The organism is Microbulbifer variabilis, from assembly GCF_023716485.1.
GTDB classification, from domain to species: Bacteria; Pseudomonadota; Gammaproteobacteria; order Pseudomonadales; family Cellvibrionaceae; genus Microbulbifer; species Microbulbifer variabilis_B.
The window spans coordinates 583,000-605,087 of record NZ_CP092418.1 but is presented as its reverse complement, the minus strand read 5'-3'; the positions used below and the strand labels follow the sequence as shown (position 1 = coordinate 605,087).

32 protein-coding genes are annotated in these 22,088 nt (G+C 50.7%); 6 read left to right on the top strand and 26 right to left on the bottom strand.

All coding sequences use genetic code 11. The annotated features are described in order from the left end of the window. Positions 1-71: 71 nt before the first annotated feature. Positions 72-1,478 (bottom strand): mannose-1-phosphate guanylyltransferase/mannose-6-phosphate isomerase, encoded by a 1,407-nt coding sequence (locus tag MJO52_RS02710; RefSeq protein WP_252084429.1) that lies wholly within the window; start codon positions 1,476-1,478, stop codon positions 72-74. 160 nt (positions 1,479-1,638) lie between these two features. Between MJO52_RS02710 and uvrA the strand changes: the two genes are divergently transcribed. The 6 genes from uvrA to MJO52_RS02680 all read left to right on the top strand — a co-directional run bounded on the left by uvrA (position 1,639) and on the right by MJO52_RS02680 (position 9,626). Continuing rightward, positions 1,639-4,464 carry an excinuclease ABC subunit UvrA gene (gene uvrA, locus MJO52_RS02705; protein ID WP_252084428.1) on the top strand — a complete coding sequence of 942 codons (2,826 nt, stop codon included), beginning with the start codon at positions 1,639-1,641 and terminating at the stop codon, positions 4,462-4,464. Positions 4,465-4,636: 172 nt separating this feature from the next. Continuing rightward, entirely contained in the window at positions 4,637-5,239 is a 603-nt protein-coding gene (locus tag MJO52_RS02700) for a hypothetical protein (protein WP_252084427.1), read from the top strand. 52 nt (positions 5,240-5,291) lie between these two features. After that, entirely contained in the window at positions 5,292-6,041 is a 750-nt protein-coding gene (gene pxpA / locus MJO52_RS02695; protein WP_252084426.1) for a 5-oxoprolinase subunit PxpA, read from the top strand. Positions 6,042-6,070: 29 nt separating this feature from the next. Beyond that, the gene (pxpB, locus tag MJO52_RS02690) at positions 6,071-6,775 is read left to right on the top strand and encodes a 5-oxoprolinase subunit PxpB (RefSeq protein ID WP_252084425.1); all 705 of its coding nucleotides are present in this window, start codon (positions 6,071-6,073) and stop codon (positions 6,773-6,775) included. Between the two features lie 7 nt (positions 6,776-6,782). After that, positions 6,783-7,760, top strand: coding sequence for a biotin-dependent carboxyltransferase family protein (locus MJO52_RS02685; protein ID WP_252084424.1), 978 nt, complete (start codon positions 6,783-6,785; stop codon positions 7,758-7,760). 411 nt (positions 7,761-8,171) lie between these two features. Continuing rightward, entirely contained in the window at positions 8,172-9,626 is a 1,455-nt protein-coding gene (locus tag MJO52_RS02680) for a pectinacetylesterase family protein (RefSeq protein WP_252084423.1), read from the top strand. Positions 9,627-9,678: 52 nt separating this feature from the next. Here the strand turns inward: MJO52_RS02680 and MJO52_RS02675 are convergent, their stop codons facing one another. The 25 genes from MJO52_RS02675 to rpsS all read right to left on the bottom strand — a co-directional run bounded on the left by MJO52_RS02675 (position 9,679) and on the right by rpsS (position 22,054). Further along, complete coding sequence (locus tag MJO52_RS02675; protein WP_252084422.1) at positions 9,679-10,314, bottom strand: hypothetical protein; 636 nt, start codon at positions 10,312-10,314, stop codon at positions 9,679-9,681. A gap of 158 nt (positions 10,315-10,472) precedes the next feature. Next, positions 10,473-10,727 (bottom strand): YeaC family protein, encoded by a 255-nt coding sequence (locus MJO52_RS02670; protein WP_252084421.1) that lies wholly within the window; start codon positions 10,725-10,727, stop codon positions 10,473-10,475. A gap of 72 nt (positions 10,728-10,799) precedes the next feature. Continuing rightward, positions 10,800-11,186, bottom strand: coding sequence for a 50S ribosomal protein L17 (rplQ, locus tag MJO52_RS02665; RefSeq protein WP_152451171.1), 387 nt, complete (start codon positions 11,184-11,186; stop codon positions 10,800-10,802). Positions 11,187-11,309: 123 nt separating this feature from the next. After that, the gene (locus MJO52_RS02660) at positions 11,310-12,314 is read right to left on the bottom strand and encodes a DNA-directed RNA polymerase subunit alpha (protein WP_252084420.1); all 1,005 of its coding nucleotides are present in this window, start codon (positions 12,312-12,314) and stop codon (positions 11,310-11,312) included. Between the two features lie 44 nt (positions 12,315-12,358). Then, the gene (rpsD, locus tag MJO52_RS02655) at positions 12,359-12,979 is read right to left on the bottom strand and encodes a 30S ribosomal protein S4 (protein WP_108731669.1); all 621 of its coding nucleotides are present in this window, start codon (positions 12,977-12,979) and stop codon (positions 12,359-12,361) included. 15 nt (positions 12,980-12,994) lie between these two features. Next, entirely contained in the window at positions 12,995-13,384 is a 390-nt protein-coding gene (gene rpsK / locus MJO52_RS02650; RefSeq protein WP_020411406.1) for a 30S ribosomal protein S11, read from the bottom strand. Positions 13,385-13,471: 87 nt separating this feature from the next. Beyond that, positions 13,472-13,828: a 30S ribosomal protein S13 gene (rpsM, locus tag MJO52_RS02645; protein ID WP_152451165.1), complete on the bottom strand. Its 357-nt coding sequence runs from the start codon at positions 13,826-13,828 to the stop codon at positions 13,472-13,474. 348 nt (positions 13,829-14,176) lie between these two features. Further along, on the bottom strand, positions 14,177-14,293 hold the full coding sequence (rpmJ, locus tag MJO52_RS02640; protein WP_010133825.1) for a 50S ribosomal protein L36: 117 nt from the start codon (positions 14,291-14,293) through the stop codon (positions 14,177-14,179). 41 nt (positions 14,294-14,334) lie between these two features. Further along, positions 14,335-15,681 (bottom strand): preprotein translocase subunit SecY, encoded by a 1,347-nt coding sequence (gene secY, locus MJO52_RS02635; RefSeq protein ID WP_252084419.1) that lies wholly within the window; start codon positions 15,679-15,681, stop codon positions 14,335-14,337. 11 nt (positions 15,682-15,692) lie between these two features. After that, positions 15,693-16,127: a 50S ribosomal protein L15 gene (rplO, locus tag MJO52_RS02630; protein WP_020411403.1), complete on the bottom strand. Its 435-nt coding sequence runs from the start codon at positions 16,125-16,127 to the stop codon at positions 15,693-15,695. Position 16,128: 1 nt separating this feature from the next. Further along, the gene (rpmD, locus tag MJO52_RS02625) at positions 16,129-16,314 is read right to left on the bottom strand and encodes a 50S ribosomal protein L30 (RefSeq protein ID WP_020411402.1); all 186 of its coding nucleotides are present in this window, start codon (positions 16,312-16,314) and stop codon (positions 16,129-16,131) included. 38 nt (positions 16,315-16,352) lie between these two features. Continuing rightward, on the bottom strand, positions 16,353-16,859 hold the full coding sequence (gene rpsE / locus MJO52_RS02620) for a 30S ribosomal protein S5 (protein WP_252084418.1): 507 nt from the start codon (positions 16,857-16,859) through the stop codon (positions 16,353-16,355). Between the two features lie 10 nt (positions 16,860-16,869). Further along, entirely contained in the window at positions 16,870-17,220 is a 351-nt protein-coding gene (rplR, locus tag MJO52_RS02615; protein ID WP_252084417.1) for a 50S ribosomal protein L18, read from the bottom strand. Positions 17,221-17,233: 13 nt separating this feature from the next. Then, a complete protein-coding gene (rplF, locus tag MJO52_RS02610; protein WP_252084416.1) occupies positions 17,234-17,767 on the bottom strand; it encodes a 50S ribosomal protein L6 in 534 nt (177 codons plus the stop codon). 12 nt (positions 17,768-17,779) lie between these two features. Beyond that, positions 17,780-18,172, bottom strand: a complete 393-nt coding sequence (gene rpsH, locus MJO52_RS02605; protein WP_252084415.1) for a 30S ribosomal protein S8 — start codon at positions 18,170-18,172, stop codon at positions 17,780-17,782. 40 nt (positions 18,173-18,212) lie between these two features. Next, positions 18,213-18,518: a 30S ribosomal protein S14 gene (rpsN, locus tag MJO52_RS02600; protein WP_020411397.1), complete on the bottom strand. Its 306-nt coding sequence runs from the start codon at positions 18,516-18,518 to the stop codon at positions 18,213-18,215. Between the two features lie 9 nt (positions 18,519-18,527). Continuing rightward, positions 18,528-19,067, bottom strand: a complete 540-nt coding sequence (gene rplE / locus MJO52_RS02595) for a 50S ribosomal protein L5 (RefSeq protein WP_020411396.1) — start codon at positions 19,065-19,067, stop codon at positions 18,528-18,530. Positions 19,068-19,098: 31 nt separating this feature from the next. Next, a complete protein-coding gene (rplX, locus tag MJO52_RS02590; protein WP_108731661.1) occupies positions 19,099-19,410 on the bottom strand; it encodes a 50S ribosomal protein L24 in 312 nt (103 codons plus the stop codon). A gap of 20 nt (positions 19,411-19,430) precedes the next feature. Then, positions 19,431-19,799, bottom strand: a complete 369-nt coding sequence (rplN, locus tag MJO52_RS02585; RefSeq protein WP_067151032.1) for a 50S ribosomal protein L14 — start codon at positions 19,797-19,799, stop codon at positions 19,431-19,433. Positions 19,800-19,845: 46 nt separating this feature from the next. After that, positions 19,846-20,109, bottom strand: coding sequence for a 30S ribosomal protein S17 (gene rpsQ / locus MJO52_RS02580; protein ID WP_108731660.1), 264 nt, complete (start codon positions 20,107-20,109; stop codon positions 19,846-19,848). A 2-nt stretch (positions 20,110-20,111) separates the two neighbouring features. After that, positions 20,112-20,303 (bottom strand): 50S ribosomal protein L29, encoded by a 192-nt coding sequence (gene rpmC, locus MJO52_RS02575; RefSeq protein WP_020411392.1) that lies wholly within the window; start codon positions 20,301-20,303, stop codon positions 20,112-20,114. Then, complete coding sequence (gene rplP / locus MJO52_RS02570) at positions 20,303-20,716, bottom strand: 50S ribosomal protein L16 (RefSeq protein WP_020411391.1); 414 nt, start codon at positions 20,714-20,716, stop codon at positions 20,303-20,305. The genes rpmC and rplP overlap by 1 nt, the downstream gene beginning before the upstream one ends. An 11-nt stretch (positions 20,717-20,727) precedes the next feature. Next, on the bottom strand, positions 20,728-21,408 hold the full coding sequence (gene rpsC, locus MJO52_RS02565; protein WP_252084414.1) for a 30S ribosomal protein S3: 681 nt from the start codon (positions 21,406-21,408) through the stop codon (positions 20,728-20,730). A 19-nt stretch (positions 21,409-21,427) separates the two neighbouring features. After that, the gene (gene rplV / locus MJO52_RS02560; RefSeq protein ID WP_020411389.1) at positions 21,428-21,760 is read right to left on the bottom strand and encodes a 50S ribosomal protein L22; all 333 of its coding nucleotides are present in this window, start codon (positions 21,758-21,760) and stop codon (positions 21,428-21,430) included. Positions 21,761-21,775: 15 nt separating this feature from the next. Further along, positions 21,776-22,054 (bottom strand): 30S ribosomal protein S19, encoded by a 279-nt coding sequence (gene rpsS / locus MJO52_RS02555; RefSeq protein WP_020411388.1) that lies wholly within the window; start codon positions 22,052-22,054, stop codon positions 21,776-21,778. Positions 22,055-22,088 lie beyond the last annotated feature (34 nt).

The following is a 22,088-nucleotide window of genomic DNA, read 5'->3' as shown; positions in this document are numbered from 1 at the left end:
CAAAGTGGGCGCGCATTGTACAGCGAGTGAGCGCCGGGCTGTAGTGGGAGCAGTACAACTTTCGCGGAGATCTAGCCTCGACCATAGTCGTCATCGAAACGGACTATATCGTCCTCACCCAGGTAGCTGCCGGACTGCACCTCGATCAGCTCCAGAGGGATGGTGCCGGGATTTTCCAGCCGGTGCGTCACCCCCAGGGGGATATAGGTGGATTGATTCTCGGTAACCAGCAGCTCTTCATCACCGCGGGTCACCCTTGCGGTGCCACGCACTACAATCCAGTGCTCCGCGCGGTGGTGGTGCATCTGCAGTGAAAGCTGTTGTCCAGGCTTAACCACGATGCGTTTTACCTGAAAACGCGGACCCGCATCGATAGAGTCGTAGTAGCCCCAAGGTCTATACACCTTGCGGTGTCGCTGGGCCTCGCTGCGGCCGGAGCGCTTGAGGCTCCCCACCAGTTTTTTCACCTCCTGAACCCGCTGTTTGTCAGCAATCAGCAGGGCGTCGTCGGTATCCACCACCACCAGGTCCTCTACACCGAGTAAACTGACCAAGCGACTCTCCGCACGCACCAGGCAACCGCTGCTGTCTTCCTGCAACACATCTCCTTGCAGCAGGTTGTCGTCGCCATCCCGCTCGGCCAGCTCCCACAAACCCAGCCAGGAGCCCACATCGCTCCAGCCAGCATCCATAGGCACTACAGCCGCCGACTCCGTAGGCTCCATAACCGCATAATCCACAGATTCATCGGCACAAGCGGCGAAGGCCTCTCTATCCACCCGGGTAAAGTCGAGATCTCGAGCGGCCTGCTCATAGGCTGTGCGACAGGCACCGAGAATATCCTCTCGATGCTGGCCCAGTTCCTCCAGATAACGGGAAGCGCGGAACAGGAACATACCGCTATTCCAGGAATAACCGCCATCGGCCAGATAGGACTCAGCTGTCTCGGCATCAGGCTTTTCAACAAATTCTGCGACTGCCCAGGCACCAGCAGAAAGCCCTTCTCCGCGGCGGATATAACCGTAACCGGTCTCAGCTCTTGTCGGAACAATACCAAAAGTCACCAAATGTCCCTGCTCAGCTAATGCCCGGGCAGGCTTGAGTGCCTCCTGAAAGGCCGCCACATCGGCCACCGCGTGGTCCGCCGGCAGTATCAGTAGCAAGGGGTCTTCACCAGATTCAAGCGCTGCTAGGGCCGCCAGAGCGATAGCGGGTGCCGTATTGCGCGCACAGGGCTCCAGTAAAATAGATTGGGCACCGTGACCAATCTCGCGCAACTGCTCCGCTGCAGCAAAGCGATGCTCCTCATTGCACACTAAAATCGGAGCCTGTAGCTGTGCCACGCCTTCCAACCGCCTCGCGGTGGCCTGCAACATGGTTTCTTCACCTGTTAGCGGCAAAAATTGCTTTGGGTAGGTTTCCCGGGACAGTGGCCACAGGCGCGAGCCAGTGCCGCCACAAAGAATTACAGGGATCATCAGCGCTTTCTGTTCATCGGTTGGTTTTTTGCGGTAGACGATTTTGGCACATTGGGTCGCGAGTTTATACTCGGCTGTTTTCCCGGCACCGCAGTTGTGATCGCCCCGTGCGGAGCAAGTCCGTGGCCCGGCCCAGTATTAGCAGCAATATAGGTAGAGCGTGGACACGATTTATGTGAGGGGTGCTCGCACCCACAACCTGAAAAATATCGATCTGGACATCCCCCGCGACAAGCTGATCGTGATAACCGGACTGTCTGGTTCCGGTAAATCCTCCCTGGCCTTTGACACCCTTTACGCTGAAGGCCAGCGCCGCTATGTGGAATCCCTGTCCACCTATGCACGGCAATTCCTATCGATGATGGAAAAGCCGGATGTGGATACTGTTGAGGGACTGTCGCCGGCCATCTCCATTGAGCAGAAGTCCACCTCCCACAACCCGCGCTCCACCGTAGGCACCATTACTGAGATTTACGACTACCTCAGACTGCTGTTCGCCCGTGTCGGCGAACCGCGCTGCCCTGAACACGACGAACCGCTACAGGCCCAGACCGTGAGCCAGATGGTGGATCAGGTACTGACCCTGCCGGAGGGCACTAAGCTGATGCTACTGGCACCCGTAGTACGCGACCGCAAGGGCGAGCACCAGCATGTATTTGAACAGCTGCGCCGTGACGGCTTCGTTCGAGCACGTATCGATGGCGTTATCTGTGATCTGGATGACACGCCCAAGCTGGACAAGCGACGCAAGCACACCGTAGAGGTTGTGGTAGACCGCTTTAAGGTGCGCGATGACCTGCAGTTACGCCTGGCGGAGTCCTTCGAAACTGCTTTGAATCTCACCGATGGCATCGCTTCCATCAGCTTTATGGATGGTGACCAGGAAGACCGACTTTTTTCCGCACGCCACGCCTGCCCCGTCTGTGACTATTCACTGGACGAACTGGAACCGCGCCTGTTTTCCTTCAACAACCCGGCCGGCGCCTGCCCCAGTTGCGACGGCCTGGGGGTTAAGCAGTTCTTTGATGAGGATAAGGTGATTCTCGACCCAGAGAGCAGCATCTCCGAGGGTGCTATTCGCGGTTGGGACAGACGCAACATCTACTACTATCACATGCTCGACTCCCTCGCCGAGCACTACGGCTTCGATCTGGACAAACCCTGGAAGAAACTACGCAAGGGGCACCGCAAGATCATTTTACAGGGCAGTGGCGATGAGGAAATCGACTTCAGCTATGTGAATGATCGCGGCGATGTTACCGTGCGGCAGCACACTTTCGAGGGCATTATTCCCAACTTCCAACGCCGTTATCGGGACACCGAATCCCAATCTGTACGCGAAGAACTGGCCAAATACCTGAGCACACAAAAATGCCCTGAGTGCCATGGCACCCGACTGCGCCGCGAGGCCCGTCATATCTTTGTGGACAATCGCACCCTGGCACAGATTACCGAGCTGCCCGTCGGCGATGCTTTCAACTATTTTGATCACGAGCTGACCTTCAGAGGTGCCCAAAAAGAAATTGCCGATAAAATTCTTAAAGAGCTGCGCGATCGCTTTCGCTTCCTGGTAGATGTGGGGCTCAACTACCTAACTCTGAATCGCAGCGCAGAAACTCTATCTGGCGGTGAGGCACAGCGGATTCGCTTGGCCAGCCAGATCGGGGCCGGCCTGGTGGGCGTAATGTATATCCTCGACGAGCCTTCTATTGGCTTACACCAACGGGACAACGAACGCCTACTTAACACTCTTACCCATCTACGCGATATCGGTAACACAGTCATTGTCGTTGAGCACGATGAGGACGCTATCCGCAGTGCCGACTTTATTGTCGATATAGGCCCCGGTGCCGGTGTTCATGGTGGCGAAGTAGTCGCGGCTGGTACCGCGGATAAAATCACCAAATGTAAAAAATCTCTCACCGGACAATACCTGTCCGGAAAAAAGAAAATTGCTGTACCGGAAGAGCGCTATATCCCCAACGAGGACTATATGCTGCGCCTCGAAGGTGCCAGCGGCAACAATTTGCAAAACGTAGACCTGGAAATCCCCGTAGGCCTCTTTACCTGTGTCACTGGTGTCTCGGGCTCTGGTAAATCTACCCTAATCAATACCACCCTCTACCCTCTTGCTGCCACAGCACTCAATAAAGCCACCACCTTGAAGGCCTCCCCATATGAGTCCGTTCATGGGTTAGAGCATTTCGATAAATGTGTGGATATCGATCAGAGCCCTATAGGCCGCACCCCAAGGTCTAATCCGGCCACCTACACAGGTATTTTTACCCCGATTCGAGAGCTATTTGCCGGTACCCAGGAAGCGCGTTCACGTGGCTACAAGCCAGGCCGTTTCAGCTTTAATGTAAAAGGTGGTCGCTGTGAGGCTTGTCAGGGCGACGGTGTGATCAAAGTCGAAATGCATTTTCTACCGGATATCTATGTGCCCTGCGACACCTGCCATGGTAAACGGTACAACCGCGAAACCCTGGAAGTACATTACAAAGGCAAAAATATCCACGAGGTATTGGAAATGACAGTGGAAGATGCGCGAGAGTTTTTTGACCCCGTGCCCGCAATTGCCAAGAAATTACAAACCCTGATGGATGTCGGTCTCTCCTATATCAAACTTGGCCAGGCGGCCACCACACTTTCCGGCGGCGAAGCACAGCGAGTAAAACTCTCCCGTGAACTGTCCAAGCGCGACACCGGCCAAACCTTGTATATCCTTGACGAACCCACCACTGGCCTGCATTTTGCCGACATCCAATTATTACTGGATGTCTTACATCGCCTGCGCGATCACGGCAATACCATCGTGGTTATCGAACACAATCTGGACGTCATTAAAACTGCCGACTGGATTGTGGACCTGGGCCCGGAAGGCGGCTCCGGTGGAGGACAGATTATTGCAGCAGGGACTCCAGAGGATGTGGCAGAAATGAAAGTTTCTCATACAGGGCGTTTCCTTAAACCCATGCTTGGATAAATTGATGGCCAGAACGCTTGGCCCCCTCGGCACTTTTCTGGCAAATCTCTATGCTGCTCTTAAAAGACTCTAAGTATTTTGTCTTGCTTCAGGGGGGCTATCCCCCTGAAGCAAGAGAAGTGCCTCTGTGAATTACTCGAAGGCTCCCCTTACCTTTTAAAGACCTAAACAAATGAATTTTCTCAATAAAGAAAGGCTCAACTTAATAATTGCATTATGCGCAATTTTAATTTCTATAGCCTCTTTTTATGCCACTTATCTGCAAGCCAAGGCCGCAAATAAACAAGTCCGAGTTATGACTATGCCTGTGGTTAAATTTGACCAAGGAAACTTTGATGGAGCGACACAAAAACCAACCATAATTTTCTCATTTCATAACGCCGGCTCGGGACCCGCAATCCTGAAGTCTCTAGAGTTCACTTATCATGATAAGACTTACTCAGACCTTGAAGCTTTTCTAACCTCTTGCTGCCACAAAGAAGAAAAAAATCTATATCAGACGATTCACAATCTAGAAAATAAAGGAGAAAGCACTCTCGCGGCAAGGAGTGGCTTAAACACAGTAATATTGGAACAAGCCATTATCGCTTCACATTTATCCCTAAAATTCTTGACACTTCAAAGAACAGCCGCCAATGAACCACTTTGGACAAAGTTAAATGCATTAAGAAATGACATTGAAGTGAAAGCATGTTTTTGCTCACCTCTGGGCGACTGCTATGAATCAAAAGGTGTGCAAATTTCTTCAGAGGTGAAGTCTTGCCCTACAAGTTGAAAATGAAATAGTTTAGGCCTAAAGATGAGTGTAAGTCGAAGGGACTGATATTATGCGCATAGACATCAACTGTGACCTGGGTGAAGGTAGCGATCTAAAAAGCTGCATTAGGGACACGCAAATCATGCCCTTTATTTCCCGCTGCAATATCGCCTGTGGCGCTCACGCAGGAAACCGGGACATTATGCGCCTTTCCATTTTCAATGCACAAAAACATCATTTAAAAATTGGAGCACACCCCGGCTATCCAGACCGGGAAAATTTTGGAAGAAAGTCTGTCAAACTCCCAATAAATCTATTACTTGACTCATTGTTTCAACAGATCGAGCAGCTGCAATCCCTGACTACTGAAGCAGGTGTACTGCTGGATCACGTTAAACTACATGGCGCTTTATATAACGATGCCGAAGCAGATAGGTTACTCTCTAAAGAAATTATCTCACTCTTCGCCAAAGAGTATCCCTCTCTGAAAATTATCGGTTTAGCCAACGGTGCGATGGAGTCTGTGGCAATAGAGAAGCAGTGCACCTTTTATCGGGAGGGTTTTATAGATAGGCACTACTTAAACAAAGAAAAATTGGCCCCACGTAATCTACCTGGCTCAGTGCTAAATAATATTGAAAACTGCCTAGAACGAGCTATCGCATTGGCAAAGGGTACAGACTTCACAAGCTATTATGGCACACCGCTGAAATTCTCTGTGGATACGATTTGTTTACATGGTGACAATCCTGCCGCTCTAAAAATCGCAAAAGCACTAGTCAAGCACCTACAACATCATGGCCTGAACATACAATCGTGACATCCTCCAAACAAAGAAATCACTCGACTATGCTCGATTTTAGTGTTTACCCAAATGGAGATAGTGCGTTAGATATCCGCTTCAACTCAAAGCCAAGTGAAAACCTTAGCCGTCATATTATTGGGCTTAAAGAATATCTCCTTAACAAAAACCCCAATAACTTTATTGAATTAATTCCTGCCTATCAATGTCTGACTCTGATTTTTAACCCTGCTTTATTTGATAGCGAGATGCTCTCACAGAAAGTTCAACAATCAATTCAAGACTTCCTTAAAGCCCATAAAAACATTTCACGAAAATCCCGCACTATTCGCATTCCTGTGTGCTATGAATCAATTTTTGCTCCAGACATTTCAATATTGAGTAAACACACTGGCTTATCCAGAAAAGAAATCATTAAGCTGCATACAGCACCCTCTTATCTCGTACATATGCTGGGCTTTACTCCCGGATTTTTGTATCTCGGCGGCCTCAACCCTAGACTGGAATGTCCTCGTAAAAAAAATCCACGAGTGCGCATACCTGCAGGAGCTGTTGGCATCGGCGGCAGCCAGACAGGAGTTTACCCACAGGCCACACCAGGGGGGTGGCAAATTATCGGCCAGACTCCCATTCAATTATTCCACCCCTATAGCAGCCATCCATTTCTTGCAGATCCATTAGATATCATTAAGTTCTATTCGATCAATCAAGCAGAATTTGACGATATTCATCAGTCTAGAATATGGAACTGATCCAACTATGAGTATCTATTTTATTCGTCCAGGACTACAAACGAGCATTCAAGACTTTGGACGCCCAGGTCTAATGCACTGTGGAATTCCCCAGGGGGGCGCAGCCGACATCCTGTCCATGCAACTTGTCAATCTGCTATTGGGTAACTGCCTTAACAACCCTGTATTGGAATTAACGTTAACTGGTCCAGTTATTAAGTTCGAATGTGACATATCAATAGCTATCGCAGGAGCACAATTCAATGTTCTGTTAAATAAAATAACTGTAGAAAATTACAAGGTCATCCAAGTTAAGCGGGGAGATATTTTAGAATTTGGTCAACTACTAAGTGGCACCAGAGCATATATTGGTTTATCCGCCACAATTTTCACCTCTCAGTCTTTCAACAGCGTATCAACACACTTAATCAGTCACTTTGGAGGCAACAAAGGAAAGGCTATCAGTTACGAAGAACGCCTTCATTTGAAAAATATTCGCATCGCAAAATCCGCTCACATAAATCGAAACCTGCAACCCTGCTATCAATCTCGACCACTTTTGAGAGTTATCTACGGACCAGAAAAAAAGCGATTTACAGAGTTAGCATTAAGTAATTTTTTCAGAAAAACCTTTCAAGTATCCGCCCAGAACAATCGCATGGGGATTCGCCTATCCCCATCAATCATTGTAGATTCAAAAGCTATTACGGACAGTTCGGATGAAATGATTTCCTCCGGACTTTACCCTGGCAGTATTCAGATACCTAACAATGGCGAACCCATCATTTCTTTTATTGAGGGGCAAACTATCGGCGGATATCCTCGTATTGCCCATATTATTCGAGCCGACCTGCATAGATTAGGACAACTCAAGGCTCAGGATAAAATTAACTTTCAACTAGTTCATCAAGCACAGGCAAGAGAGATACTATTAAAAAAAATGAAGTATCTTGAGAACCTTAAAAATAATCTAGCACCAGAAAATAATGAGTCTTTCATCCTCTAAAGCAAGGCTTAGGTTAACGCTTTTCACTTTATGTAAGACAAACAATTAAACTACGAAAGTCGCCTACTTATGTAGCAGCCTGGTCACACATTGTGGCTAAGCAATATTTATCCAAACCCTTAAAACCAACGCGCGTTCCAAAAACCATCGACAACCCCAGCTTAATAAAATATTTTCCACGAAACCTGTCAGACCAATTGGTCCAGCATGACTTATCAGTTTTAACTAGTCTTTAGCTAGACCAAAACTCCATTATTAACTAGTCTTCTTGGGTTTTACCTAAAGCGCGATTTGGACGAGTGTCCTACTTGGCTAACTGCAAGCGTTGAAGTGACGTTATTTTCTACAACTTGTGTTCGCGATGCGGCCTGGTCCAGAGAGAAAACACCAATTACCGGAAGGGGATTAATAATGATAAAAATTCTCCGTGGTTTAATCATGGCATTTATTGCCAGCTCACTCCTTATCACCTCATATGCACAAGCAGAACCAGGTGATTACAATTTCTGGAAAACCCTCAAACACCTCTTTGATCCTCCCAACGCTGATGCACCGGTCTCTACCCAGCAAGCTCAGGGAATGTACCCTCTGACCATGCATGACCCAAGCTTTAACGATGACTTCGAGCCTAAAGATTTTAATACTTGGCAAAAAGTAGATGTTCCTGCCAGTACTGGCGCCATGTGCGGTAATGGCTCCCCCTATAAATTTTTTGTTTATCGGGTGCCCGATACCAGTAATACCATTTTTTATTTTGAAGGTGGCGGTGCCTGTTGGGACTACGAAAGCTGCTCCGGCCAGGCTGGTATTCGCGGGGCACGCAACCCTAATGGCATCCCTGATGACTATCTCAGTAATGTACACCTCTTAGATTTCACAAATTTCGATAATCTCACTACCGCAGGTGTTTCACCCCTTATTTATACTCACCATCCTTACAACCAGTATAAAACTGGCGAGTGGAACATGGTTTACGTTCCATACTGCACTGGTGATATTTATGTTGGTGATAAGACAGAGATATATAAGGATAAGACTGGACAGAATTCGGATCTAATTTGGCATCATAATGGCCTGCGCAATGTGCAGGCAGTAACCTCATGGGTAAAGAATAATTTGCAGAAACCCAAGCAAATGCTTGCCGCTGGTTGCAGTGCAGGCAGCGTAGGGGCTCTGTTAAATTACACGAAGCTTCGTGAGGATATGGATGTCGAATACGGCTATCTGATAGATGATTCCGGCCCGCTTTACAAAGCGCCTCTGGACAGTGATAACAACACTCAATACCCATCCTTACCGTTACACAACGAAGTGCTTCATTCCTGGACTACTTATACAACTGATGGGGATCCCAATGAAGAGAATCCTATTAATGCGATAAAATCTTTTACTCCAGGATTTGACAGCAATCAGCTGGCTTCGATATACCGCGCACTGTCAGATAAATTCCCTACAGATCGCCTGGGTATCACGCACTTCCTGGCGGATGGTAACTTTTCTTCATACTCCTATGAGCGCTTCTACGAAGATATTTACAACGACCCAGATGCCAACTCTCGTTTAGATAAACTGCGCCAGCGCTGGCAAAAGGACACCCATGAAAATCTAATACCACTCTTGGATCAAACCAGTAATTGGGGCTACTACTTCCCAATGTTTCGCAACCTAAATGAGAGCCACTGCACCACGATTATTGACCTCAAGTACGGTGAAATTGCTGAGCATGGATTGGAGTTAGAGGACTTCCTAAACAACATCGTGAACCACAACGGTGGTGGAATGATTCGCGCCTATGAGACAGATAAAGTATCTGACTTTAATAACAACAGTAATTGGTTCTATGACTTGATTGGCTTATTTATGTAAGAGAGCTAAGCGGAAGACAGTGCTGCTGACTTACAGCAGCACTGTTATTTGATTAGCTACCGTACACTGTTTCCCGAGCTTCCTGTAAGCGTTGTCGCAAATATTCTTGCTTATTCATTCCATTGGGGAAAGATGTCATTTGCTGAACCTCTTCAACAATAGAACGCTCTAGATCTTTATAGGTAGAGAAGCCTGGCACTTGGGTATGTGGGTCATAGCGACTAATCACTGACTGAGCCTTTTCTCGATAAATATTAAAAAGCTGTTCGGCGCGCTGCTTGAAATCGGCTTCGTTAAGACTATTTTTTTCTAACCAGGCTAGTTTCATCGACAGTGCTTCATAACCCGTTACTCGTTTTTCATTCTCCACCTGCTCAATCGCGTCCCAGGCCTCAGCACTGGATAAGTTCCCCAGGTCGGCAAAGTAATCTTTTAACTCCTGCTTTAACTTCTCACGATCGAGATAGGCCTTCACCCGAGGATGGTCCAGTAGTTCCACCATCTCCGTTGTATCCAGCTCTGACCAAGGTATTTTTTCAGAGATATCCTGTGCCAACCTATTATTTTCCTTTAATGGCTGCACAAACTGTTGCACTCTCGCCACACTTTCTTTGACATTAATATCGTAATGATCAATGCCGACAACAGCTAGGCTTACTGCACCGGCAAGCAATATCAGTTTTTTCATATCCAATTACCGAGCAAATTTAAATTTATATTTCGTTATGTCGGTAACTATATAAGCAGAGAAAAGCGGGGGGATGAATGGGAAGGGCGTCCCAGCTGAAGAGATATGCGCCAATATCTATTAAACAGCTGGAAAGTAAGTGAATCAGTTAAAGCGACTTATACCCAGCTCAAAGGTTGTTCATCACCTTTTTTAGCAGAACAGGGGTCTTTGGAGGTCTTTGGTGCTACATAGCCTAGCTGCTGCTCTTTAGGCAGATTTTGGGCCTCCCAGCTGGCAACCGCCTCTGCACAGAGACTACGTTGCTCTGCAGTAATCACAACACCACTGGGCCATTTGCCCAACTCAATTGCTCGCCGCAGGCTGGCAACAATTTGCGGGTTCAAATTATTTAACAACTGCTCAAAAGGCATACAAAATTCTCCCGTATATACAAAAAAGGCCGGTCTATGACCGGCCTTCCGTAGCAAAATTGCTAGTGCAACTTATGCTTCAGCAGCTTCGTCTTCAACTTGTGGACGATCCACCAGTTCTACGTAAGCCATCGGTGCTTTGTCACCAGCGCGGAAACCACACTTCAGGATACGGATATATCCACCTGGACGGGCTTCGTAACGAGGACCCAGCTCATCGAACAGCTTACGCACAGCATCCTTATCACGGATACGAGCGAAAGCCAGACGACGGTTGGCAACACTGTCTTTCTTAGCCAGGGTAATCAGCGGCTCGGCGACGCGACGCAGCTCCTTGGCTTTTGGCAGTGTAGTTTTGATCAGTTCGTGCTCTACCAGAGAAGCGGTCATGTTCTTGAACATGGCCTTGCGGTGAGCGCTGGTACGGCTGAATTTACGGCCACTATAGCGATGACGCATGACTCAATTCCTTACGACCACAGTTGCTGTCTCAGCAGGTCGTTCTGGAGCGGTGTCGCGCTAAGCTGTGGCACCGCTCGGGTTCTTTCTACTAGTCGCGACATCGCCGCGACTACCAAATGCTTACAGGGGGCTTAATTTGCTATCGCCTTTAAGGCTGGCCGGTGGCCAGTTTTCCAGACGCATACCCAGTGACAAACCACGGGAAGCCAGTACATCCTTGATTTCAGTCAGAGACTTCTTGCCAAGGTTCGGAGTCTTCAGCAGCTCTACTTCAGTGCGCTGAATCAGGTCACCGATGTAGTAGATGTTTTCCGCTTTCAGACAGTTAGCCGAACGTACGGTGAGTTCCAGGTCGTCAACCGGGCGCAGCAATACTGGGTCAACTTCGGGCTCTTCCGCCTTCGGTTGCGCATCTTTCTCGCCTTCCAGGTCCACAAATACTGCCAGCTGTTGCTGCAGAATAGTGGCTGCACGACGAATAGCTTCTTCTGGGTCCAGAGTACCATTGGTCTCCAGGTCCAAAACCAGCTTATCCAGATCGGTACGCTGCTCTACACGCGCGCTTTCCACGCTGTAAGATACACGGCGAACCGGGCTGTAAGATGCGTCCAGCTGCAGACGGCCAATCGCGCGGCTTTCCTCTTCCTCATCACGGCGAGCATCGGCGGGCTGATAACCACGCCCACGCGCAACAGTGAGTCGCAGGTTGAGTTCTACATCACCTGTGATATTGGCAATCACGTGTTCAGGATTCACAATCTCGATATCGTGATCTACCTGGATATCTCCAGCGGTCACTGCACCCGGGCCCTTCTTGCTCAGGCTTAATACCGCCTGATCTTTGCCGTGCATAACAACCGCGATTTCTTTCAGGTTGAGCAAGATTTCAATAACATCTTCTTGCACACCTTCAATCGCGCTGTACTCGTGCTCGACACCGTCGATTTCTACTTCGGTGACGGCGCAGCCCGGCATGGAGGACAGCAGGATGCGACGCAGCGCATTGCCAAGAGTGTGGCCGAAACCACGCTCCAGGGGCTCCAGAACCACTTTGGCGTGATTCGGATTGTACTCGGTGACGTCAATACGACGCGGTGTCAAAAACTCGTTGACAGCAGTCTGCATAGCCATACCTGTTTACAGTTGCATTCCTTAAAGTGGACTAATTGTTACTTGGAGTACAGTTCCACAATAAGGTTTTCGTTGATCTCTGCCGGCAGATCGACACGATCCGGAGTGCGCTTAAAAGTGCCTTCCAGTTTGCTCGCGTTTACGTCTACCCACTCGACATCGCCACGCTGGGCAGCGAGGGAAACGGAATTCTGGATACGCAGCTGCTTCTTGGCTTTCTCACGTACAGCGATAACGTCGCCTTCTTTAACTTGGAAAGAAGGGATGTTAACGGTAGTGCCGTTTACAAGAATTGCTTTGTGGGAAACCAGCTGACGCGCTTCAGAGCGAGTTGAGCCGAAGCCCATGCGGTAAACCACGTTGTCCAGACGCTGCTCGAGAAGTTGCAGCAGGTTTTCACCTGTAGCGCCCTTCAGACGTGCTGCTTCCTTATAGTAGTTACGGAACTGCTTTTCCAGTACGCCGTAGATACGACGAACTTTTTGCTTTTCACGCAGCTGGATGCCGTAGTCGGACAGACGGCCGCGACCAGCGCCATGCTGACCGGGCTTAGATTCTGCGCGACACTTGGAGTCGTGCGGACGTACACCACTCTTCAGCTGCAGGTCAGTCCCTTCACGACGGGACAGTTTACATTTTGGTCCAATATAACGTGCCATTCTATCAGCCCCCTCTTACACGCGACGTTTCTTGGGCGGACGACATCCGTTATGCGGGATAGGCGTCACGTCGGTGATGTTGGTGATTTTGTAGCCGCAGTTGTTCAGTGCGCGAACAGCGGATTCGCGACCGGGGCCAGGGCCCTTCACTTCTACGTCGAGGTTTTTCAGGCCGTATTCCTGAGCTGCAGTACCTGCGCGCTCAGCGGCAACCTGGGCTGCAAACGGGGTGCTCTTACGTGAGCCACGGAAGCCAGATCCACCTGCGGTGGCCCAGCTGAGGGTATTACCCTGGCGATCAGTGATCGTCACGATCGTGTTGTTGAACGATGCGTGGATGTGGGCAATACCGTCGACAACGGTCTTTTTGACCTTTTTGCGAACAGTAGTTTTTGGCTTAGCCATACCAGTATCCTAAATCCTGTATCAAATCCCCTCGGCGATTAGCCGGCCGGGGCATCTTGAACCGCGATTTCGCGCCTTAGTTAAGGCTTACTTGCGAATCGGCTTGCGCGGACCCTTACGGGTACGAGCATTGGTCTTGGTGCGCTGACCACGCAGCGGCAAGCTGCGACGGTGACGCAGACCGCGATAGCAACCCAGGTCCATCAAACGCTTGATGTTCATGGATACTTCACGGCGCAGGTCGCCTTCTACGGTAAGCTTTGCAACTTCACCGCGGATGGTTTCGATCTGCTCTTCAGACAGGTCGCGGATTTTGGTGGATTCAGCGATACCAACCGCTGCCAAAATAGACTTAGCCGTAGTAAGACCTACCCCATAAATGTGGGTCAGGGAGATCACGGCGTGCTTGTGGTCTGGTACATTGACACCAGCAATACGTGCCATAGAGGCGTACTCCACGTATTGGGAGCCACTGCTTTATATTAAGTATGTGACTCTACTTTGATTTCGGCGCTGACAGCGACTAAAAAACCGACGGCGCCACCAAAAAGGCGCGCAAGAATAGCTTTTCAGACACCAAATTGCAATAGCCCACGCCCACCACGGCCTCCCGCAGCGGATGTGGACGACAGTCAACGCCCCCTAGCGGAGGTCCAACCTTTAGGCTGACCTCCCACCATAAAGAAATTCTTTATGGTGTTGCCATTCATTACGGGGCTGTAACAAATAGCGAATTTTTCCAGCTTTTACAGAGGCGCCCAACGGACGCTCTCTGTAAGGGGCTGGCCCCTATTAGCCTTGACGCTGCTTGTGACGTGGCTCAGCGCTGCAGATTACCCGCAGAACGCCCTTGCGACGCACGATTTTGCAGTTACGGCAGATCTTTTTTACAGAAGCGCGTACTTTCATGACCTTACCTCAATTCAATCAAACTGCGAGCAGGTGACGCACTAGCGACGACCGTAGCTTTGCAGGTTCGCTTTTTTCATCAAGCCTTCGTACTGGTGTGACAACAGATGCGATTGTACCTGTGCCATAAAGTCCATCACTACTACTACAACGATCAGCAATGAGGTACCCCCCAGATAGAAGGGAACATTAAACCCAACCACCAGGAACTGCGGCAGCAGGGATACCAGTGCGATATACACAGCACCTACCAGAGTGAGTCGGGTCAACACACTATCGATATAGCGGGCTGTCTGCTCACCTGGACGAATACCAGGTACATAGGCACCAGACTTTTTCAGGTTATCTGCAACTTCATTCGGGTTGAACATCAACGCCGTATAGAAGAAACAGAAGAAACCAATCAGCAGTGCGAACAGAATAATGTTCAGCGGCTGCCCTGGCCCCAGCTGCAATGCCATCCACTGCAGAATCTGGGCACCGACACCTTCACCACCTTGTCCAAACCACTGTGCCAGCGTCGCTGGGAATAGCAGGATACTGCTGGCGAAGATCACCGGGATAACACCGGCCATATTCACCTTCAGAGGCAGGTGGCTCGCCTGCGCAGCCGGAGCTGCGGAGTAGCGACCGGCTTGTCGTCTGGCGTGGTTGATCGTAATTCGGCGCTGACCGCGCTCCATTACTACAACAAAGAACACCACAGCTAAAGCGATAACACCGATGATAAGCAGCATAAGAATATGCAACTCACCCTGTCGGGCCTGCTCAAACGCCTGTCCGATAGCGCCGGGTAACCCAGCAACGATACCGGCAAAAATCAGCATGGAAATGCCGTTGCCCACACCGCGCTCAGTGATCTGCTCACCGAGCCACATCATGAATACGGCACCGGTCACCAGTGACGTTACCGCCACAAAGTAAAAACCAAACGCAGGCTCAGGTGAGTAAGCCAGATTTTGCCCTGCCAACCCGAAGGCCATGCCGATACCCTGAATCAGGGCCAACACCACCGTCAGATAACGGGTGTACTGGTTGATCTTACGCCTTCCGGCCTCCCCTTCTTTCTTCAACGCTTCCAGAGAGGGAGTCACCGCACTCATCAATTGCATAATGATGGATGCGGAGATGTAGGGCATGATGCCCAAAGCCAGAATACTCATCCGTTCCAGGGCGCCGCCTGAAAACATGTTAAACAGACCAAGGATGGTTCCCTGGTTCTGGCTAAACATGTTTGACAGCTTTTCCGGATCAATGCCGGGCACCGGAATGTGTGTTCCCAAACGATAAACAAGTATCGCTAGAAACAGAAAACGAAGGCGAGCCCAGAGCTCACCCAATCCCTTGCTGTTGCCCAGGGGATTTCCACCGGATCCTGGTCGTGCCATTGGCGCCTCGATTAGTCTTCTATTTTACCGCCAGCAGCTTCGATAGCCGCCTTTGCACCTTTGGTCACTCCCAGCCCCTTTACGGTTACAGCTTTAGTCAGCTCGCCTGAGAGAAACACTTTGGCGCGTTTAATATGGCTGCCGATGATATCGGCATTCTTCAGCGCTGCCAAATCGATTACGTCACTTTCTACCTTGGCCAGCTCTGCCAGACGTACTTCTGCGGTGAAGCGAGAAACACGAGCGGTGAAACCGTACTTAGGCAGACGCTTCTGCAAAGGCATCTGACCGCCTTCGAAGCCCGGACGAACGCTGCCGCCGGAACGCGCTTTTTGACCTTTGTGGCCGCGGCCACCGGTCTTACCTAAACCACTACCAATACCACGGCCAACGCGCTTGGCGCTGTGCTTGTGGCCTTGTGCGGGAGACAGGTCATTCAAACGCATGTTATTCCCCCTCAACCTTAACCAGGTAGTTTACTTTGTTGATCATGCCGCGTACGGAAGGAGTATCTTCCACTTCCACTGTGTGGCCGATGCGGCGCAGGCCCAGACCCGCAACGCACGCCTGATGACTTTTCAGGCGTCCGTTGATGCTTTTGGTCTGGGTGACTTTAATGGTCTTCTTAGCCATGGTCTTAACCCACCAATAACCTTAAATCTGGGCTGTGATTAGCCCAGAATCTCTTCGACTGATTTACCGCGCTTGGCAGCTACATCTTCCGGGCTCTGCATTTGATCCAGAGCTTTGAAAGTTGCACGTACTACGTTCACCGGGTTGGTGGAGCCGTAGCACTTAGCCAGTACGTTGTGTACACCAGCCATTTCCAGTACGGAGCGCATGGCACCGCCGGCAATTACACCGGTACCCTGGGAGGCGGGCTGCATGTAAACCTTGGAACCGCCGTGGCGACCATTGGTAGCGTACTGGATGGTGTCACCATTCAGCTCTACCTGGATCATGTTGCGGCGTGCAGCTTCCATCGCTTTCTGGATCGCAACAGGCACTTCACGCGCCTTGCCACGCCCGAAACCGACACGGCCATTGCCGTCACCAACTACGGTCAGTGCGGTAAAGGCGAAGATACGACCACCTTTAACAGTCTTGGCAACGCGATTGACCTGGACCAGCTTCTCCTGCAGGCCTTCGTCGTTGCTTTTGTCTTTCTCTCTAGCCATAACTCAACCCTTAGAATTTCAGACCGGCTTCGCGGGCAGCGTCAGCCAGAGCCTTTACACGGCCATGGAACTTGAAGCCACTGCGATCGAAGGCAACTTCTTCAACACCAGCGGCTTTCGCGCGCTCAGCGATCAGTTTGCCAACCGCGGAAGCGGCGTCGACGTTACCGGTTTTACCTTCGCGCAGGTCCTTGTCCAGGGTAGAGGCGGAAGCCAATACCGCATTGCCTTCGGCAGACAGGATCTGTGCGTAAATGTGACGCGGTGTGCGGTTCACGGTGAGGCGAACGGCGCCCAGCTCACGGATCTTGGCGCGGGCACGACGTGCACGACGCAAGCGAGATGCTTTCTTAACGTTCATATCTATGCCCTATTTACTTCTTCTTGGCCTCTTTGCGATACACGCGTTCATCGGCATAACGGACACCCTTACCTTTGTAGGGCTCCGGCGGACGGAACGCACGGATCTCAGCGGCCACTTGGCCCAGCAGCTGTTTATTGCTGCTCTTAAGTACGATTTCAGTCTGGGATGGCGTTTCCGCAGTCACACCTTCCGGCAACTGATAATCGATCGGATGGGAGAAGCCCAGGGTAAGGTTAACCGCTTTACCGGCGGCTTTCGCACGATAACCAACACCCAGCAACTGCAGCTTCTTCTCGAAGCCCTTGCTTACGCCTATCACCATGTTATTGACCAGAGCACGGGTAGTACCCGCCAGCGCTTTGGCCTGTTTGGAGTTATTGCGCGCGGCAAAAGTCAGCTGGCTTTCAGCCTGGCTTACTTCTACATCACCGTGAATAACCATATCCAGGTTACCGATACCGCCTTTAACAGCGATGTTCTGACCTTTCAGGTCTACGGTAACACCTGCGGGGAGAACTACCGGACTATTTGCTACTCGAGACATTGCAACCCCCGCTTAGAATACGGTGCAAAGCACTTCGCCACCGACACCAGCCTGGCGTGCAGCGCGATCAGTCATCACACCATTAGAGGTGGAAACGATCGCGATACCCAGGCCACCGCGTACGGTAGGCAGAGCTTTTTTACCAGTGTAAGCGCGCAGGCCCGGACGGGAAACGCGATTCAGCTCGGCAATAACCGGCTTGCCCTGGAAGTATTTCAGAGCAATGGTCAGTTCCGGCTTTGCGCCTTCGCTTACATTTAAATCAGTAACGTAACCTTCGTCTTTTAGGACTTTGGCCACTGCTACTTTCAGTTTGGATGATGGCAGGGTGACTTCCGCCTTTCCGCGTGCCAGGGCATTGCGGATGCGAGTCAGCATATCTGCCAACGGATCTTGCATACTCATCTTATGAGACTCCTCAAATCTGCCTTAAACCAGCTGGTAATTACCAGCTGGACTTCACGAGGCCAGGAACATCACCACGCATCGCAGCTTCGCGAAGCTTGTTACGGCACAGGCCGAACTTGCGGTATACAGCGTGGGGGCGACCAGTAATACGACAGCGGCGTTGCTGACGTACCGGGCTTGCATCGCGCGGCATTTTCTGCAGCTTGAGTTGAGCCTCCCACTGCTCCTCTTCGGAAGCAGTGGAACTGGCGATGATCGCCTTCAGCTCTTGACGCTTTTCGGCGTACTTAGCTGCGGTTCGAGCGCGCTTATTTTCGCGCGCAATCATGGATTTCTTCGCCATGGAATCCTCTTAACCCTTGAAAGGGAAGTTGAACGCTTTCAGCAGCGCACGACCTTGATCGTCGTTTGCAGCTGTAGTGGTAATACAAATATCCAGACCGCGGAGCTTGTCTACTTTGTCGTAGTCAATTTCCGGGAAGATGATTTGCTCAGTCACGCCCATAGAGAAGTTACCGCGGCCGTCGAACTGCTTCGGGCTAATGCCACGGAAGTCGCGGATACGAGGAATCGCGATATCAACCAAACGCTCCAGGAACTCATACATGCGCTCACCGCGCAGAGTTACCTTGCAGCCGATCGGCCAACCGTCGCGAATCTTAAAGCCCGCAATAGATTTGCGCGCTTTAGTAACGATGGGCTTTTGACCAGTAATTGCTGTCATATCGTTGACAGCGTGCTCCAGCACCTTCTTATCACCAATCGCTTCACCAACACCCATGTTGATGGTGATCTTGGTGATGCGCGGCACTGCCATCACATTCTCGAGACCAAGCTCTTCTTTTAGCTTGGCCACGAGGTCCTTAGTGTAGAGCTCTTTAAGCTTTGCCATGATCTACCAACCTGCTTTTGCGTCAAGAGCCTTAGATGGCTTCGCCGCTGGATTTGAAGACGCGAATCTTAGTGCCGTCTTCCAGTACTTTAAAGCCCACCCGGTCAGCCTTCTGGGTGTTAGGGTTGAAGATGGCTACGTTGGAAGCTTGGATAGCAGCTTCTTTCTCAACGATGCCACCCGCAATACCCATCTGTGGGTTTGGCTTTTGGTGCTTTTTGATCATCTGTATGCCGGAGACAATCAGGCGGCCGTCGTTCAGTACTTTACGTACTGAACCACGTTTGCCCTTGTCACGACCGGCGATAACGATCACTTCGTCGTCACGCTTGATCTTGCGCATAACTCTTCTCCGCTCGAGGCCTAGATAACTTCGGGAGCGAGGGAGATGATCTTCATGAACTTCTCACCGCGCAATTCGCGAGTTACCGGACCAAAAATACGGGTGCCAACCGGCGCCAGTTGCTGGTTCAGCAGCACCGCTGCGTTATCGTCAAATTTAATCAGGGAACCGTCCGCGCGACGCACACCTTTTTTGGTGCGAACCACTACGGCGTTCATTACCTGACCTTTCTTCACTTTACCGCGGGGAATGGCTTCCTTAACGGTTACCTTAATAATGTCGCCCACGCCGGCATAACGACGATGGGAGCCGCCCAGCACCTTGATGCACATGACGCGGCGAGCCCCACTGTTGTCAGCTACTTCTAAGTAGGATTCCGCTTGAATCATTGTCTCTCTCCGAAACCTTTCAATTCGGCAGTCAATGCGCTAGGGGTTATACCTTCGCCGCACGCTCTACAATTTTCTGCAAAGCCCAAGATTTGCTCTTGGACAGCGGACGAGATTCCTCGATGGTTACAACATCGCCGATGCTGCAATCATTGTTCTCGTCATGTGCCTTAAGCTTTGTGGACTTGTTTACAATTTTGCCGTAGATCGGGTGCTTAACACGGCGCTCGATCAAAACGGTGATGGTTTTATCCATCTTGTCACTCACGACCTTACCGGTCAGAGTACGCTTCAGTTTTGCTTCAGCCATGATTAGTTACCTGCCTTCTCGGTCAACACAGTCTTTATGCGAGCAATGTCGCGACGAGTCTGCTTCAGCAGATGAGTCTGAGCCAGCTGACCGGTGGACTTTTGCATACGAAGCTTGAATTGAGCTTCGAGCTGGTTCAGCAGTTCCTGGTTCAGCTCTTCAACTGACTTTTCGCGTAGATCTGCAGTCTTCATTACATCACCGAACGCTTAACGAAAGTTGTTTTTACAGGCAGCTTGGCCGCAGCAAGTGCGAAAGCCTCACGAGCCAGCTCCTCGGACACACCCTCCATCTCATAGAGGACTTTGCCCGGCTGGATCTGAGCTACCCAGTATTCAACGCCACCTTTACCTTTACCCATACGGACTTCGAGGGGCTTATTGGTAATTGGCTTGTCCGGAAACACGCGAATCCAGATTTTGCCGCCACGTTTAACGTGACGAGTCATTGCGCGACGAGCCGCTTCGATCTGGCGCGCAGTAATGCGACCGCGACCGATGGCCTTGAGGCCAAACTCGCCAAAGCTCACTTTAGAGCCGCGCTGAGAAAGACCGCGGTTGCGACCCTTCTGTACCTTGCGGAATTTTGTACGCTTTGGTTGCAGCATCTGCGTACCCCTTATTTAGCAGCTTTCTTGCGGGTCTTAGCCGGCTTCTCATCGGGCATTTCGTCACCGATGACTTCGCCTTTAAAGATCCACACCTTGATACCGATGATGCCGTAGGTAGTCATCGCTTCAGCAGTGGCGTAGTCGATGTTGGCACGCAGGGTGTGCAGAGGCACACGACCTTCGCGGTACCATTCGGTACGTGCGATTTCCGCACCACCGAGACGACCACTTACCTGAATTTTGATACCTTCGGCGCCCTGACGCATAGCGTTCTGTACGGCGCGCTTCATCGCGCGACGGAACATAACGCGGCGTTCCAGCTGCTGGGCAACGTTCTGGCCAACCAGAGCGGCGTCCATATCAGGCTTGCGCACTTCTTCGATGTCGATGTGCACAGGTACGCCCATCTGCGCACTAACAGCGTTGCGCAGACGTTCTACGTCTTCACCTTTTTTACCGATCACGATACCCGGACGCGCAGTGTGAATAGTCACACGAGCGGTGTTCGCCGGACGTTCGATCTCGATACGACTCACAGAAGCGTGGGCCAGTTTTTTGCGAATAAATTCGCGAACTTTCAGATCCGTGTACAGCTTGTCTGCGTACTCGTCGCTGCCGGCATACCACACAGAGGTATGCTTTTTAACGATACCCAGACGAATGCCGGTAGGATGTACTTTTTGTCCCATGGTTTTCTCGCCTGCTCTCTTATTTCTCGGCCACTTTCACAGTGATGTGACAAGTACGCTTAAGAATGCGATCTGCACGACCTTTCGCACGCGGTTTAATGCGCTTCATGGTCATACCTTCGTCCACAAAAATTGTGGAAACCTTCAGCTCGTCAACGTCAGCACCTTCGTTGTGCTCAGCGTTGGCAATGGCCGATTCCAGTACTTTCTTGACGATCGCCGCACCCTTTTTATTGCTAAATGCAAGAATATCCAGGGCTTCTTCAACGCCTTTGCCGCGAACCTGATCAGCTACCAGTCGCGCCTTTTGCGCCGATAGACGTGCGCCGCGTAATTTTGCTGCTACTTCCATCTTTTTAACCTCGGCTTAGCGCTTCTTCGCTTTCTTGTCCGCAGCGTGACCGCGGTAAGTGCGGGTAGCAGCGAACTCGCCCAGTTTATGGCCAACCATTTCTTCGTTAACCAAAACGGGCACGTGTTGACGACCGTTGTGAACGGCAATCGTCAGTCCAACCATTTCCGGCATAATCATGGAACGGCGGGACCAGGTTTTAATCGGTCGACGATCGTTTGCTTCAATCGCCGCCTCCACCTTCTTGATCAAATGCAGATCAATAAAGGGACCTTTTTTTAATGAGCGTGGCACTGTCGATTCCTCTCTAGCTGCTCAGACATCGCGC

What these genes read in the sequence shown, in the direction of transcription:
- rpmD (WP_020411402.1), bottom strand. Translation starts at nt 16,314, where the DNA reads ATGGCTAAGAAGACCATTAAAGTCACCCAGACCAAAAGCATCAACGGA.
- pxpA (WP_252084426.1), top strand. Translation starts at nt 5,292, where the DNA reads ATGCGCATAGACATCAACTGTGACCTGGGTGAAGGTAGCGATCTAAAA.
- rpmC (WP_020411392.1), bottom strand. Translation starts at nt 20,303, where the DNA reads ATGAAGACTGCAGATCTACGCGAAAAGTCAGTTGAAGAGCTGAACCAG.
- rpsH (WP_252084415.1), bottom strand. Translation starts at nt 18,172, where the DNA reads ATGAGTATGCAAGATCCGTTGGCAGATATGCTGACTCGCATCCGCAAT.
- rpsM (WP_152451165.1), bottom strand. Translation starts at nt 13,828, where the DNA reads ATGGCACGTATTGCTGGTGTCAATGTACCAGACCACAAGCACGCCGTG.
- rplF (WP_252084416.1), bottom strand. Translation starts at nt 17,767, where the DNA reads ATGTCTCGAGTAGCAAATAGTCCGGTAGTTCTCCCCGCAGGTGTTACC.
- rplP (WP_020411391.1), bottom strand. Translation starts at nt 20,716, where the DNA reads ATGCTGCAACCAAAGCGTACAAAATTCCGCAAGGTACAGAAGGGTCGC.
- pxpB (WP_252084425.1), top strand. Translation starts at nt 6,071, where the DNA reads ATGCTCGATTTTAGTGTTTACCCAAATGGAGATAGTGCGTTAGATATC.
- MJO52_RS02710 (WP_252084429.1), bottom strand. Translation starts at nt 1,478, where the DNA reads ATGATCCCTGTAATTCTTTGTGGCGGCACTGGCTCGCGCCTGTGGCCA.
- rpsN (WP_020411397.1), bottom strand. Translation starts at nt 18,518, where the DNA reads ATGGCGAAGAAATCCATGATTGCGCGCGAAAATAAGCGCGCTCGAACC.
- rplO (WP_020411403.1), bottom strand. Translation starts at nt 16,127, where the DNA reads ATGCGTTTGAATGACCTGTCTCCCGCACAAGGCCACAAGCACAGCGCC.
- rplX (WP_108731661.1), bottom strand. Translation starts at nt 19,410, where the DNA reads ATGCGCAAGATCAAGCGTGACGACGAAGTGATCGTTATCGCCGGTCGT.
- rpmJ (WP_010133825.1), bottom strand. Translation starts at nt 14,293, where the DNA reads ATGAAAGTACGCGCTTCTGTAAAAAAGATCTGCCGTAACTGCAAAATC.
- rplV (WP_020411389.1), bottom strand. Translation starts at nt 21,760, where the DNA reads ATGGAAGTAGCAGCAAAATTACGCGGCGCACGTCTATCGGCGCAAAAG.
- rpsE (WP_252084418.1), bottom strand. Translation starts at nt 16,859, where the DNA reads ATGGCTAGAGAGAAAGACAAAAGCAACGACGAAGGCCTGCAGGAGAAG.
- rplE (WP_020411396.1), bottom strand. Translation starts at nt 19,067, where the DNA reads ATGGCAAAGCTTAAAGAGCTCTACACTAAGGACCTCGTGGCCAAGCTA.
- rplN (WP_067151032.1), bottom strand. Translation starts at nt 19,799, where the DNA reads ATGATTCAAGCGGAATCCTACTTAGAAGTAGCTGACAACAGTGGGGCT.
- secY (WP_252084419.1), bottom strand. Translation starts at nt 15,681, where the DNA reads ATGGCACGACCAGGATCCGGTGGAAATCCCCTGGGCAACAGCAAGGGA.
- rpsC (WP_252084414.1), bottom strand. Translation starts at nt 21,408, where the DNA reads ATGGGACAAAAAGTACATCCTACCGGCATTCGTCTGGGTATCGTTAAA.
- rpsK (WP_020411406.1), bottom strand. Translation starts at nt 13,384, where the DNA reads ATGGCTAAGCCAAAAACTACTGTTCGCAAAAAGGTCAAAAAGACCGTT.
- MJO52_RS02660 (WP_252084420.1), bottom strand. Translation starts at nt 12,314, where the DNA reads ATGCAGACTGCTGTCAACGAGTTTTTGACACCGCGTCGTATTGACGTC.
- MJO52_RS02685 (WP_252084424.1), top strand. Translation starts at nt 6,783, where the DNA reads ATGAGTATCTATTTTATTCGTCCAGGACTACAAACGAGCATTCAAGAC.
- rpsQ (WP_108731660.1), bottom strand. Translation starts at nt 20,109, where the DNA reads ATGGCTGAAGCAAAACTGAAGCGTACTCTGACCGGTAAGGTCGTGAGT.
- rplQ (WP_152451171.1), bottom strand. Translation starts at nt 11,186, where the DNA reads ATGCGTCATCGCTATAGTGGCCGTAAATTCAGCCGTACCAGCGCTCAC.
- MJO52_RS02680 (WP_252084423.1), top strand. Translation starts at nt 8,172, where the DNA reads ATGATAAAAATTCTCCGTGGTTTAATCATGGCATTTATTGCCAGCTCA.
- rpsD (WP_108731669.1), bottom strand. Translation starts at nt 12,979, where the DNA reads ATGGCACGTTATATTGGACCAAAATGTAAACTGTCCCGTCGTGAAGGG.
- MJO52_RS02670 (WP_252084421.1), bottom strand. Translation starts at nt 10,727, where the DNA reads ATGCCTTTTGAGCAGTTGTTAAATAATTTGAACCCGCAAATTGTTGCC.
- rplR (WP_252084417.1), bottom strand. Translation starts at nt 17,220, where the DNA reads ATGAACGTTAAGAAAGCATCTCGCTTGCGTCGTGCACGTCGTGCCCGC.
- MJO52_RS02700 (WP_252084427.1), top strand. Translation starts at nt 4,637, where the DNA reads ATGAATTTTCTCAATAAAGAAAGGCTCAACTTAATAATTGCATTATGC.
- MJO52_RS02675 (WP_252084422.1), bottom strand. Translation starts at nt 10,314, where the DNA reads ATGAAAAAACTGATATTGCTTGCCGGTGCAGTAAGCCTAGCTGTTGTC.